General features: G+C 54.0%; 9 protein-coding genes. 4 read left to right on the top strand and 5 right to left on the bottom strand.

Translation table 11 applies throughout. From position 1 onward, the window contains the following. Positions 1–111 precede the first annotated feature (111 nt). The 4 genes from POG22_RS07785 to cimA form a co-directional block, all read right to left on the bottom strand. The gene (locus tag POG22_RS07785; protein ID WP_498904561.1) at positions 112–2,754 is read right to left on the bottom strand and encodes a sensor histidine kinase; all 2,643 of its coding nucleotides are present in this window, start codon (positions 2,752–2,754) and stop codon (positions 112–114) included. A 978-nt stretch (positions 2,755–3,732) separates the two neighbouring features. Next, on the bottom strand, positions 3,733–5,439 hold the full coding sequence (locus tag POG22_RS07780; protein ID WP_498904558.1) for an iron uptake porin: 1,707 nt from the start codon (positions 5,437–5,439) through the stop codon (positions 3,733–3,735). Positions 5,440–5,601: 162 nt separating this feature from the next. Next, a complete protein-coding gene (locus POG22_RS07775; RefSeq protein ID WP_063717628.1) occupies positions 5,602–7,263 on the bottom strand; it encodes an iron uptake porin in 1,662 nt (553 codons plus the stop codon). A 206-nt stretch (positions 7,264–7,469) separates the two neighbouring features. Continuing rightward, complete coding sequence (cimA, locus tag POG22_RS07770; protein WP_498904556.1) at positions 7,470–9,068, bottom strand: (R)-citramalate synthase; 1,599 nt, start codon at positions 9,066–9,068, stop codon at positions 7,470–7,472. A gap of 146 nt (positions 9,069–9,214) precedes the next feature. Here cimA and POG22_RS07765 point away from each other — a divergent pair, with 146 nt between their 5' ends. From POG22_RS07765 to thiO, 4 genes are all read left to right on the top strand, one after another. Beyond that, the gene (locus POG22_RS07765; RefSeq protein ID WP_074170932.1) at positions 9,215–9,568 is read left to right on the top strand and encodes a 2Fe-2S iron-sulfur cluster-binding protein; all 354 of its coding nucleotides are present in this window, start codon (positions 9,215–9,217) and stop codon (positions 9,566–9,568) included. Beyond that, positions 9,565–9,906 carry a hypothetical protein gene (locus tag POG22_RS07760; RefSeq protein ID WP_017658764.1) on the top strand — a complete coding sequence of 114 codons (342 nt, stop codon included), beginning with the start codon at positions 9,565–9,567 and terminating at the stop codon, positions 9,904–9,906. Before POG22_RS07765 ends, POG22_RS07760 begins: the two co-directional genes overlap by 4 nt. A gap of 186 nt (positions 9,907–10,092) precedes the next feature. Further along, positions 10,093–10,413, top strand: coding sequence for a hypothetical protein (locus POG22_RS07755; protein WP_498904554.1), 321 nt, complete (start codon positions 10,093–10,095; stop codon positions 10,411–10,413). A gap of 309 nt (positions 10,414–10,722) precedes the next feature. Further along, positions 10,723–12,762, top strand: coding sequence for a glycine oxidase ThiO (thiO, locus tag POG22_RS07750; RefSeq protein WP_498904552.1), 2,040 nt, complete (start codon positions 10,723–10,725; stop codon positions 12,760–12,762). A 1,259-nt stretch (positions 12,763–14,021) separates the two neighbouring features. Here thiO and POG22_RS07745 read toward each other — a convergent pair. Beyond that, positions 14,022–14,149: transposase (locus POG22_RS07745; RefSeq protein WP_498904563.1), on the bottom strand; the 128-nt coding region annotated here is incomplete at its 5' end.

Below are 14,149 nucleotides of genomic sequence, written 5' to 3'. Positions count from 1 at the left end.
TCCCTGTTCCCTGTTCCCTGTTCCCTGTTCCCTGTTCCCTGTTCCCACTGGTGACTGGTGACTGGTGACTGAAACACTGTTCACTGTTCACTGTTCACTGTAAAAGGGGAGCTAGGACAATCGATCGACGATCGACGATCGATTGTCCTCCTCGCTGTTGAGTTTGTGACGTTGATTGGGGAAGACGAGTGTAAAGGTCGTCCAACCCTGTTGGCTCTCGACGTGAATTTTGCCGTCGAGTTGGGTGACGAGTTTTTCGACTAATGCCAGACCGAGACCGGTTCCCCCCTGTTTCCAAGGATCGGCGTTGGGGATGCGATAGAATTTCTCGAAAATTTTCGGGAGTTCTTCGGGGGGAATATCGGCTTGATTGCCGACGGTAAACTCGAGGGTCGGAATACTTTCGCCGCTGTTCTCGTCTTGTTGTTGGGACTCGCGAACGTTTAACTGAATTTCTCCTCGGTTGGGAGTGTATTTACAGGCATTGTTGAGGAGTTCGACGAGAATGCGTTCGAGGTTGATACGATCGCCCACGAAGGGGGCTAACTTTTCGGGACGCTCGACGTGCAGCGATTGTTGGCGATCGGCGATTCGGGTATAAAACGGATGCACGATCGAGGGAATCCATTCGTTGAGGTCGATGAGCGATAGAGAAATCAGATAGGCGTTGTTTTCGAGTCGCTGGAGGTCGAGGAGGTCTTCGACGAGTTCTTCTTCGCGAGTGCATTCGGTCGAAAGAATTTTGAGATAGCGTTGAATGCGTCCGATCTGTTCGCGATCGAGCAGTTCGGGTTCGGAGGTTTCTTCACGACCGGGGGCAAAGATCCTCAACATTTCGATCGCCAGTTTCATGTTAGCGATGGGCGTTCGCAGTTCGTGAGAGACGGCACTGAGAAAGTCGTCTTTGAGGCGATTGAGTTTTTCGAGTTCGGCCACTTGGGCTTGAGAGGCTTGATACAATCGCGCCTGACGAATGGCGATCGCGCATTGGTTTGCGACTTGTTGCACCAGGCGAATTTCTTGATCGCTGAAAATATAGTCGGGATCGTGAACGAGCCAGAGGTCGCCGAGAACCCCTTGGTTGTCGAACATGGGACAGGCGAGCATGGCAACTCGCCCTCGTTTGGGATTGTGAATCAGCGAACAAAACTGGAAGTATTTCCCCGTGAGGAGTTGGGTGTAGATTTCGGGAAAGTTCCCCATGCGAGACACTCGCCCTTGAGAGGTGGGAATTAGAGGGGCAGATTCGTAACAAATGGTGGAGGTTCCCCGTTCGAGGTCGTAGAGGGCGGCGTTGCAGGATTTGACACCGAGGCCGACAGCGACTTCGCGAACCGCCGTTTCGACAATTTGGCTTTCATCGAGGCTGTCGCGCACTTTATCGGTGATGCGCTTGAGCATGGCCTCGAATTCGAGCGCTTGTTGGAGTTGTTGGGTGCGTTCGCGGATTTGTCGCTCGAGTTCTACGCCTTGTCGCTGGACTTGCTCGAATAGGTGAGATTGTTGGATGGCGATCGCGACTTGAGTGGCTAGCTGTTCGAGAAGTTCGATTTCGATCGACGTCCAGTGACGGTGTTCTCTGCACTGGTGAGCGACGAGCAATCCCCACAGGTGACTGTTATCGCGGCTTTCTGAGGATTGCAGCAAAATGGGAACGATGAGGCTCGATTTGATGGCGAACCGCTCGAATAAGGGATGTAAGCTCGGTTCGCCCTCGGTTTGCACGTCGTCGAAGGTGCGAATGCGACCCTCGATATAGTGTTCGAGTTCTTCAGCGGACGACGCGACGGGAATGGAGGTATCGAGCATGGGCGGCCAGGGCGCGTCGACGGACTCGACCGCGACGACACCGGGACAGTTAGAAACTTCGCAGGGATCTCGATCGAAGCGATAGATCGAGACGCGATCGCTTTGCAGAAACTGTCTGACTTCGGTAACGGTCGTTTGCAGGATATCTTCGAGATTGAGAGATTGGCGGATGCGCTGGGCGATCGCGCTGACGAGTCGTTCTCGCTCGGCCTGTTGGCGCAAGGCCAGTTCGCTTTGGCGGCGTTCGGTAATGTCGCGCAGGATGCCTTCGATGGCAATACAGTAACCGTCGCTGTCGTAAATGCGTACGTCTCGCTGTTCGGTCCACACGACACGACCGTTTTTGTGAAACCAGCGTAACACCACGGGGGAGTCGGACTCGCGCGGCGATCGCAAGAGGTGACCGAGCAGGTCGCGATCGTCGGGGTGAACCTGTTTGAAAGGGAGTTCGGGGTCGGCGTAGTAGTCTTGAGGTGAATAGCCGGTAATGGTTTGGATCGAAGGACTGATGTACTCGAATTGGGGTTTGGGAACGAGGCTGTAGCAGTAAATCGCATCGCGAGCGTTGTCGGCCAGTTGGCGGAAGCGATCGCACTCGAGAGTGGCGGAGGTAGGGGCAGACTGGGGAGAGACCGTCACGCAGCAGTAGGTTTCAGCGTTCAGGTCGATACTCTCGAGACGGACGGTAACGGGAACCTCTCGGCAGCGGCGATCGCGCAGTTGGGTTTCGAGACTCACCGTTTCCCCCGCACTTGCGGCTATCCACAATTGTTTCCAAGTGGTTTCGTTCCAGTCGGTCACGACACGCGCGATCGGTTGGCCGATGGGATCGCCATCCTCGCCCAAGTTATGGCGAGCGTTTTGGTCGGCTGCGACGATGCGGCCGGTCGCATCGACCCACAGCAGGATGTCGGCAAGTCTACGGAAAGGAGGCTGAAGCGGCATGAGGGTTTTAATACGGACAGGGTCGTTCCCTTTATAGCTATTTTGCCTGATTTCTCGATCGCTCCCAACTGATACGGTTGCAATTCTCGCGGCCACTTGCGGCGAGGGGTCGATTCCCAGCTCGAGGTTTTGCCAGTTTGCCCAGCAGTTGGGAGGTGGGCGATCGCCTGCAAGAGTGGTGAGGCGATCGAGATGGGTTGCGACTCGTCAAAATCGGCTGATACGGAATCCGAATTTCAACGCTTCGACTTCGCTCGCTTCGACTTCGCTCGCTTCGACTTCGCTCAGCGTTGAGTCCGAGCGGAGTCGAGGACTCAAATACTGGTTTTGCCCAGCCCGACAAGTCCCTCTCTGTGTCCTCTGTGTCTCTGTGGTGAAGACTCCTTGAAACCTAGCTTATCGGAAACGGTTCGAGATCGAACGACAACAATAAAACTGATGCGATCGCCTCACATTAAAAGAGTTCATCTCACTTTTATAAAAATATAGCAACCCTAAATCAGTTGTGTAACAAAATTGAGACAAAAAGGGAATCGGGAACGGGGAACGGGAAATCAGATTTTTTCGGCTATTTTAATTTTTGACGACTCATTTGGAACTGCTATATCCATTTCTACGTTTAACATCACCGACATAGCATAATATTAATTAATAAATCGCCGTCTCAAAACAGAGAAAACCACAATTCATACAGAATTTTTGTCCGATAAGCTAGGTTTTAAAAAGTCTTCACCACAGAGACACAGAGGACACAGAGAGGGGCTTTTTCGGCTTGGTAAAACCAGTGTTTGAGATTCGGATTTCGTATAAAATCAGTATTTGAGTCTGAGCAGAGTCGAGGACTCAACACTGAGCGGAGTCGAAGCGTTGAAATTCGGATTCCGTATCAAAACATATTCGATCGATATTTGAAAATCCCCGCAGAGACGTTTTTCAAACCGTTTCTACGGGGACATTTATCAGAGAAAAATGCAACGATTAGAACGTAAACGTCGTCCGCAATACACCATAAACCACATCTTCGTTATCCCGATCGCCGTCGGGGGCTGTAATCCAAATGACAGCGGGCGTAATCGAAATGTTGTCGCTCAACTGGAACCGATAGAAAGTTTCCAGGTGAATCGCCGTATCGTCGGACAACGTATCGCTGACGATACCGCCGACATCTTGACCTTCGTAGCCGCCCACGTAAGGCTCTGCCCCAGCCATAATCCCGAGCAAGTTACCCGGAAGTAGCAAATCGGGGAACGCCAAACCTAAACCGTAATACCAAATTTCCGCTTTGGCATTTTGTCCGGCCGCTTGAGCGTGGGTAAACCCACCGTAGGCGTTGACCGCAATACCATCCGTAATTTGATACGCCGCTTGTAAACCGTAGGAGTTGGTGAACGTCGATTCGTCGAAGAACGGATTGCGAGCGCGAACCGTTCCCACCAAGGTATCGAACAACGCATCGCCTTCATCGCGGAAGTTGTTGAAATAGCCGTGGTGGAACGTGGCCGCCACTTGGAAATCTCCCGATGTGAAGGTTAGCTGTCCGAGGGTGGAATAATCCCCGTTAAACAAGCCGTTTTTCTCCGTGGGGTTGAAGGAATCGCCGCCGAAATATCCCCCTGACAGCATCAATTCGTCAGTAATTTCGATATTGACGCCGACACCGCCACCGTTGGACAGCCCCATTTTATAAATCGGACTCGATTCTGCCCAACTCGAGACGGCATTGCTCGCCCCCGTAAAGCCTTCAAAGTACGGACTGACCGTCGGTACGAAGTCTTGCCATAACGGGAAAGCTGCCGGGAGGTAAACTTGAACGTTGTCGCCGATGGGGAAGTAGTACGCCAGCCAGCCCATACCGACGCTGCTGCCGGAATCGGTGGTTTGATAGGTGGTCGCACCTTGAATGGCGTCGCCGCCAATTTCGACGAGAGGCCCGGCGTTGGCCGCGTCGAGACGAGTCCAAAGTTGGTCGCGTCCGGTAAAGCTGGAGACGAAGGCAAGACGCGCTCGGTATTGAAAGACGCTTTGCGTGTTGTCGGCGCCGACTTCTTCTCCGCCCCAGGCGTCAGCCAGTCCGAAGACGACTTCTCCTTGCAGTTGGGTGGTGGTGGAAAACTGATTGGCTTCGAGTTCGGCGACGCGGGACTCTAAACCGTCGACTCGTCCTCGCAAGGCGGCCAGTTCGGCGGCGAATTCTTCTTGCAAACGACGAATCGTCGCTAAGTCGCCGGGGTCGATGGTGTCGCCACCGCCAATCAGCGCTACGATTTGGTCGAGACAAGCGTTGACGCCTGCCGCGAATTCGTAGCGGGTCATGAAGCTATTGCCACGATAGGTGCCGTCGGGATACCCGGCGATACAACCGTAGCGCTCGACCAGGGATTGGAGTGCCTGAAATGCCCAGTCAGTGGGTTGGACGTCGGACAGTTGGGACACCGAGGTCACTTGGGAGCGAGAATTACCAGAGGGCGCTTGCCGACGTTGGGTTATCGATTGGTTTTCTCGGGCTTCAATAAAATCGTCGACGGAGAGCTGTTTGCTCGGAGAGACTGTGGCGATCTCAGCGAGTTTTTTGTCGGAACGGGTATTTGTTTCAGAAGGTTCGATCGCCGCCGAAACAGCGTTCGCGCTCAACAGGACTGCCAGAACGGGGCTGACTCGTAACATCGGCCGGGAATGGTGATACATCTTCGTTCACACCTCAACACCGACCAAATTGTACGGGAAGAATCGAGGTCGAGGCAACGACATTACGATCGAACGATCGAATTGTCTGACATAAAGTCAAACAACTCGATCGCTCGACGGGAACTCAAGTGGCGAAGTGGCGAGATCTCTCGCTAGAACGCGCTAGAACGTGAAGGTCGTCCGCAGGATGCCGACCACAGCGTCGTCGTTGTCTTTTTCACCTTGCGGCGCCGTCAACCAAATCACGCCAGGGGTAATCGAAATGTTGTCGTTGAGTTGATAGCGATAAAAGGCTTCGAGGTGGAACGGCGTATCGTCGGCGACCGAATCGTCGCTGCTACCGTTCAAGCCACCCACGTAAGGCTCTGCACCGGCCATGATGCCAAGTAAGTTGCCGTCTCCGCCTAAGTCGGGGAAGGCTAAGCCTAAGCCGTAGTACCAGATTTCAGCATCGTCTTTACCCGAAGCCCGAGATTCGGCGTCGGTGTAACCACCAAAGGCGTTGATGGAAATGCTGTCGCCGAGTTGGTAGGACGCCGCTGCACCGTAGGAGTTGGTATACAGGGCTGCGTTGCCACCAAAGGGTTGTACGGCGGTAAAGGTTCCCGGTCCGAGGTCGAAAATCCCGTTATCGCTGTTGGGGCTGTCGTTGAAGTAGGCGTGGTTGTAGGTCAAGCCCACTTGCAAGTTGTCGAAGTTGAAGGTGAACTGTCCGAGCATCGAGTACTCGCCGTTGAACAGCCCTTCTTTCTGGCTGGGGCTGAAGGAGTCGCCACCGAAGTAACCGGCCGAAACCGTCAGCCAGTCCGTCGCTTCAACGTTGAAACCGATACCGCCACCGTTGGACAGACCGACTTTGTAAATCGGACTCGATTCGGCAAAGCTAGACAGGGCGTTGCTGGCACCGGTGAAGCCCTCGAAGTAGGGGCTGACGGTGGGGACGAAGTCTTGCCATAGGGGATAGGCGGCCGGTAAGTAAACTTGGACGTTGTCGCCGATGGGGAAGTAGTACGCTAACCAGCCGATCTCGACGCTGCTGCCGCTGTCGAAGCTGTGGGTGAAGACCCCTTGGTCGAGGTTGTTGAAGTAGGTGGCGTTTCCGGCGTCAAGACGAGTCCAGAGTTGGTCGCGTCCGGTGAAGCTGGAGACGAAGGCCAGACGGGCGCGGTACTGGAAGACGGTTTGGTTGTTGTCGATATCGACATCTTCTCCGCCCCAGGCGTCAGCCAGTCCGAAGACGACTTCTCCTTGCAGTTTGGTGGTGGTAGAGAACTGGTTGGCTTCGAGTTCGGCCACCCGTGCTTCTAAACCGTCCACTCGTCCGCGCAAGGCGGCCAGTTCGGCGGCGAATTCTTCTTGCAATCGGCGAATCGTAGCGAGGTCGGCGGGATCGATGGTGTCGCCACCGCCGATGAGAGCGACGATTTGATCGAGACACGCGTTGACACCAGCGGCGAATTCGTAGCGGGTCATGAAGCTGTTGCCGCGATAGGTGCCGTCGGGATACCCCGCGATACAACCGTAGCGCTCGACGAGAGATTGGAGTGCCTGGAACGCCCAGTCGGTCGGTTGGACGTCGGACAGTTGAGACACGGAGGTCACTTGATCGAGGTCGCGATTAGCACTCGGTCGATCGAGCGAGCGCTCTTCGGTTGCGTCGATAAAGTCGCTGACGGAAATTTGTTTGCTTCCGAAGCTAGCTTCATCGATCGCTTCGGGTTTCGATAGACCCACTTCCGACGCGATCTCGAGTTTTTCGTTTTCTGCGCGAACGGGTGCGCTCAGCCCCAACAGCGTTACGAACGCCGGGCTGAACAATAGCATCTGCCAAATAAGTTTTCGCATCTTCCCTCACACCTGAAAAATAAAGGGCTACTTGACTTATAGTCACAGTAAGCGATTCATATTCCATAATGCGATCGTGACTACTAAAAATATGTAGTCCCGTATACCAAAAAACACGAGTAACTAGGGTTGTCGGGCGATCGTGTTAAAAAACCCTAATATTGTTGAGAGTTTTGAGCCCTCCCTCAACTCTCCACGGTGACGAGACTGCGTTTCAACAGCAAACCGTACTCTAGCCCTTCCACGACCGCTCGATACGAGGCGTCGATGATGTTAGTCGAAACCCCCACGGTCGTCCAGCGCTGGTGTCCGTTGGTCGATTCGAGCAGCACTCGGGTTTTAGCTGCCGTTCCTGCTTGACTGTCGAGAATGCGAACTTTGTAATCGACCAAGTGGAAGTCGGCGATTTCGGGGAACAGACTGACCAAGGCTTTTCTCAAGGCGGCGTCCAAAGCGGAAACTGGCCCGTTGCCTTCGGCGGCTTCTAAGAAATCTTTGCCGTTGACGCGAACTTTCACGGTTGCCAAGGACTTGCTTTCTCCCTCGCCGTCACCTTGGGTACAGTGAACTTGAAAGCCTTTTATCTCGAACAGTACCGGCCGCTGTCCCAACGCTTCCCGCATTAACAAGTCGAAACTGGCCTCGGCTGCCTCGAATTGATAGCCCTCGCTTTCGAGGGTCTTTAACTCTTCTAAGATTTCACGGCAGGCAGGATTTTGTTTGTCTAGCTCGATACCGAAACTGCGGGCTTTGGCGAGAACGTTACTCAATCCCGCTTGATCGGAAATGACGATACGCCGTTGGTTGCCGATCGCTTCGGGGCGAACGTGTTCGTAGGTTAGGGGATTGCGTTGCACTGCGCTAACGTGAATGCCGCCTTTGTGAGCGAAGGCCGATCGCCCGACAAAGGGGGCGCGATCGTCGGGGGCGAGATTGACGATTTCGCTGACGAACCGACTGGTTTCGGTCAGGGCGAGGAGTCGGTCGTCGTCGAGACACTGATAGCCTAACTTCAGTTGTAAGTTGGCGATCGCCGAACAGAGATTGGCGTTACCGCAGCGTTCGCCGTAGCCGTTAATCGTTCCCTGAACCATCGTCGCCCCCGCCAACACCGCCGAGAGCGCGTTGGCTACGGCCGTATCGGAGTCGTTGTGGGTGTGAATTCCCAAAGGAACGGTGGTTCCGAGTTCGGAGACGACTTCCGAGACGATTTCACCGATCTCGTGAGGCAGGGTTCCGCCGTTGGTATCGCATAGCGTCAGCCACACCGCCCCAGCTTCGGCAGCAGCTTGCAGCGTTTTGAGGGCATATTCGGGATTCTGTTTGTAGCCGTCGAACCAATGTTCGGCGTCGTAAATTACACGGCGTCCCTGGCTGCGAAAATATTCGATGCTGTCGCGGATCATGGCCAGGTTTTCGTCGAGGGTGGTTTTTAATCCCTCGGTGACGTGGAGATCCCAGGATTTGCCGAACAGAGTAATCCAACGGGTTCCGGCCGCGAGGATCGGTTGTAACATCGGATCGTCTGCGGCGGTACGTCCTGGGCGACGCGTCGCACAGAAGGCGACGATTTCCGAACGTTGCAGGGGGGTTTCTTTCAGTTGCCAGAAAAACTGAACGTCTTTCGGGTTGGCACCTGGCCAACCGCCTTCAATAAACGGAACGCCGAGGGCGTCGAGCTGGTTGGCAATGCGAAGTTTGTCTTCGAGAGAGAGCGATAACCCTTCACACTGCGCTCCGTCGCGCAGCGTCGTATCGTAAATCCAAAGGCGGTTGGCGGTCATGGGAGCGTTTAAAAGTTCTGAGGAAGTTTTGGAAATTCGGGTAAGTCTTAAGAGAAAGCTGCGGTTGCTCCAAATTTTACCCGATTTTTTGATGGCAAACCTCTCAAGCTTGTCACAATAGAGAAGGAGACATCAACAGTCAACCTATGCCTAAAGTCACCGCCTGCGGAAAAACCTTCGAGTGCGATCGCGGTGCGAATCTCCGCCGCGTTCTCCTGCACCAGGGTATCGATTTGTACAACGGAAATGCTTCTATCATTAACTGTCGCGGTATCGGGACTTGTGGGACTTGTGCGGTACGGGTAGACGGGGACGTGTCGGAGGCGAACTGGCGCGATCGCGCTCGACGATCGCTCCCACCTCACGAGTCGTCGCGAAATCTGCGTTTGGCCTGTCAAACTCGGGTATTGGGCGACGTGCGCGTGACGAAGTTCGATGGCTTTTGGGGACAAGGCGATCGAGTTGTGTGGACGCCGGACGGAACGGCGCGAGACCGTTGAACGATATTTTTAGAAATCTCAAAGCGATCGCGGGGGTGGGGTTGGTGGTGGCGGTGACGTTACCGTTCGTGCGCTACGTGGCTGAGGGTCGTTGGCTGCGCGGCGATCGCGATCGCGACCCGACTCCATCTCAGTCTCGCCCCGAAGAGGGGTTGCAAACGCCGCAAAGCGACTTCGCGATCCCTTCGAGTCCGACAGCGACGGACATCGACGAGTCTTCGGAAACGGCAGTTCCCCAGTTCCCCAGTCCGACTCCCAGTCCGATCCCCAGTCCGACAGCGACCCCTTCTCCCACGGTGCGATCGCAGCCCGAAAACGAGATTCCCGCGTTGTGGTAAAGGAAACGTAAGCAGAATCAATCCCCGGCGATCGGTTGGCCGTTCGCGATCGAAGGGAAGATTTAGACGCGATTTGACTAAATTTTTCAAAGGTATCGCACGCTGCTGCCGACTCAGACAGCTATGTCCAATCCACAGAACCCACCCGAGGGTCTACCTCCTGAAGACAGAAACGTTAGTTCCTCAGTGTCAGCCTCAACCTCTAGAGGGTCGGCTTATAACGGTTGGTCGTCTTTTCCGATTTGGGGTTGGGGGCTGTTGGTACTCGGTTTGACGAGCGATCTCGGTGCGTTCGGTCTCGAAATGTGGAACGTTGCGTCTCGATCGCCTGAAGAACCGCCGATCGCACAACCGTTCGGCCCCACCCCCACGCCAACGCCGACCCCAATGCCGACCTCCACGCCAACCCCGACGCCAACCCCGACTCCCACGCCAACACTAACTCCCGCGCCAACCCCGACGCCGACTCCGACGTTTCAGCCTTCTCCTCGCCGAGCCTTATGGTAGGTTCCGAATCTTTTCGATCTTTGTGAAAAGGGGATGGGGTTAGAGAGAAACCGTTTGCAGTTTTCGAGATTTTGTCTCCAGTACGGCCAGTCAAACGCTTTACACTGAAAGTCTGTTTGTACGTTAGACCGAACGCGACGATCGAGCGGGTTAGGTGCGAGAAACTTCAAGTCTTTAGGAGCGCACACGCGATCGCTTTGAACTCTGTTCCTTTGTCTCCAACATCCTACATCCAACAACAGCTCGATCGCTCCCCCTCTCAATTGTCAATTCTCACAATTGTCAATTGCCAATTTTCAATTACGAACCATGACTCGACACCAGATCTCGACAGAAACGACTCCTGACATTCTCGTTATCGGCGGCGGCGTTATCGGCTTGGCCGTTGCCCTCGAACTCCGACTGCGCGGCGCCACCGTCACCGTCGTCAGCCGCGATTTCCAACAAGCCGCCAGTCACGCCGCTGGAGGGATGATCGCGCCGCAAGCGGAGGAAATCCCCCCTGGGGCAATGTTACAACTCTGTCTGCGCTCTCGGGAGATGTTCGCCGAGTGGTCGCGCCAACTGTCGGAACTGTCGGGACTGTCGGCGGGATACTGGGCTTGTGGCATTCTCGCACCGTTTTACGAAATGCCGAAAACGCAACCGCCAAAGGAAGCGGGGACGGCCGTTTGGCTCGATCGCGAGACGGTGCGCCAGCACCAACCGGGACTCGGAGAGGACGTCGTCGGCGGTTGGTGGTATCCCGAAGACGCACAAGCCGACAGTCGCGCCTTAGCGCGATCGCTCTCGCTAGCCGTGCGGAAAGCGGGGGTGACGGTTCGAGAGGGCGTTAACGTCGAAGCCTTGATTCAGCAGGGCGATCGTATCGTCGGCGTCCAGACGAACGAAGGACGGCTACAGGCCGGTCGCTACGCGATCGCTTCGGGGTCTTGGGCCAACGAACTGCTGCCGATTCCAGTATTTCCGGTCAAAGGTCAGATGTTCTCGGTTCGCACGCCGCACAACACGGAGAACCTACCGCTGCGTCGCGTGTTGTTCGGTCCCGAGACTTACATTATTCCCCGTCGCAACGGCGAGATCGTGGTTGGAGCGACGACGGAAGGAGGTGGGTTTACGCCGGGAAACACCCCCGAGGGAATGCGCGATTTACTCGCTCGCGCGGTTCGATTGTATCCCGCGTTGAAACACTATGCGATCGAAGAGTTTTGGTGGGGATTCCGCCCCGGAACCCCAGACGAACTGCCGATTTTGGGGTCGAGTTACTGCGACAATTTGGTGTTGGCTACGGGACACTATCGCAACGGCATTTTACTGGCACCGATTACGGCGAAACTGACGGCGGATTTGCTGTGGGACGGAACTGCCGACCCGCTTCTCGAGTCGTTTCGTTGGGATCGCTTTCAGGCGATCGAGTCCACTGCCTCAGAAACCCCAGCCGCAGCCGTCCACCATCGCAACGGCAACGGTCACACCGTCCCCTCATCCTCTTATACGACGCTTTCCGTGCGCGAAACCAGTACGACCTCGTTACCGACATCGCCTCAACTCGCCCTCGAAGATACTCCACTGACGATCGCCGGTCGCACGTTTCGATCGCGCTTGATGACCGGAAGCGGTAAATATCGCCATTTCGACGATATGCGCCGCAGCATCGCCCTCTCGGGATGCGAAATCGTTACGGTGGCGGTGCGTCGCGTGCAAACCAACGCCCCCGGACACGAAGGTTTAGCCGAAGCCTTGGACTGGAGTAAAATTTGGATGCTTCCCAACACCGCCGGATGCAAAACTTCAGAAGAGGCGGTGCGTGTGGCACGGTTGGGGCGCGAAATGGCCAAGTTGCTGGGTCAGGAAGACAACAACTTCGTCAAACTTGAAGTGATTCCCGATCCGACGTATCTGCTTCCCGATCCTGTAGGAACGTTGCAAGCGGCGGAACAGTTGGTCAAAGAAGGGTTTGCGGTGTTGCCCTACATCAACGCCGACCCCATGTTAGCCAAGCGGTTGGAAGACGTGGGCTGTGCCACGGTGATGCCGTTGGGATCGCCGATCGGGTCGGGTCAAGGTATCCAGACGGCGGCCAACGTGCGGGTTATCGTGGAAAACGCTAAGATTCCCGTGGTCGTCGATGCGGGAATCGGAACCCCTAGCGAAGCGGCGCAAGCGATGGAATTAGGTGCCGATGCGGTGTTGATTAACTCGGCGATCGCGATGGCGAAAAATCCCCCCGCAATGGCGCAGGCGATGGGACTGGCGGTGACCGCCGGACGCCTGGCCTATCGCGCCGGACGAATTCCCATTAAAGCCTTAGCCAGTGCCAGTTCTCCACTGACCGGCACGATCGAGTAGTTTCGGAGATTGACACTCTCTAGCTGTCACGGCGTGGGGATTCTTGGGTCTATGGGAAGCCAACGTTTAACCCCTCGCCAAACATCTTGGCCGTTTGCCCGACGACTGCCAGCCCACACTGCACGATCGCCGGGGCTGCGGCTATATCTCGATCGGTGGTATAGCCGCACTCAGAACATCGACGAACGCGAACTGATACGGAATCCGCACACCATAACCCCTCTTAAAGCGATCGCCCAAAATCGATTTAAGTCCTAGTGTACAGGGAATTTACGACGAGGGCCGCAAAACAGGGTTTTCAAACCTGGATTCCGTATGAGTCCTCGACTCCGCTCGGACTCAAACATTGGTTTTGTCCAACCTGATAAGTCTCTCTATCCCCCCAACCCCCCTTTGAAAGGGGGGCTAAGGGGGGATGTGGTGAAGACTTTTTGAAACTTAACTTATCGAAAAAGGATGGGTCTTCGAGAATTGCAGTGTAATTTGTTATTTTGAATGCGAAATTGGGCGAGAACGCATTGCTATGACGCCCCTACAGTAAGGGTTTTACTTATTATGAAATTAGCTTACCACCTTAAATCCAAAAAACTCAAAATACTCTGTAATTTTATATTGTAATTTGTCCCCGATGTGGAAGCGAAAGTCACTTCAAAAACGGTCATTTTTATTATAAAAAACAGAAATCTAAACGCAAAAACTGCAAACGGCAATATGTTAAAGATTTTCAATGCCAACATATAGCAATCTTAGATGAGTCATAGAAACATCGAAACGTCTAAATTCTTTTTATAGCTAGATAGATAATCTACAATTAATTTAGAGCTGCTATTTTTTTTTTAAACCCTGAAAATCAGTCATTTGCAAAGTAAAACGGAATTTTTTTGATTTTTTCTAAAATATTCCTTTTTTGTCAATCTCAGAATAAAGATATCAATTCGCAGCCGTTTAATTCTTCGGGTGCATCTCAGTTTTGCAAAAACATGAGAATTGGAGGCTGAAATCCTTATTCTCTCGTATAGATTTACATTTTTGAGATGTACCCTTTAATTCTTCCTTGTCAAGAACAGATTTTAGATATTTTTTAATTCAAATTCTACAATTTATCGAAAAACTTGGGTTTAAAACCCCGTCCCTTCGACTTAGCTCACTTCGACAAGCTCACTTCGACAAGCTCACTTCGACAAGCTCACTTCGACAAGCTCAGTGCAAGCAGTGCAAGCAGTGCAAGCAGTGCAAGCAGTGCGAGCAGGGCAAGCCTTCTAGGACGGCTTTCTCTGATTCTCAATGTATTGCTTGAGAATCTCGACAGGTGCGCCACCAACGGATGACGCAAAATAGCTCGGACTCCACAAGGCATCTTTTTTGTATGGCTTTGGTAGTCCGGCTT

This window comes from Geitlerinema sp. CS-897 (assembly GCF_028368005.1).
In the GTDB taxonomy this organism is placed as follows: Bacteria; Cyanobacteriota; Cyanobacteriia; order Cyanobacteriales; family Geitlerinemataceae; genus Baaleninema; species Baaleninema simplex.
This window is presented reverse-complemented; position numbering and strand designations above follow the sequence as displayed.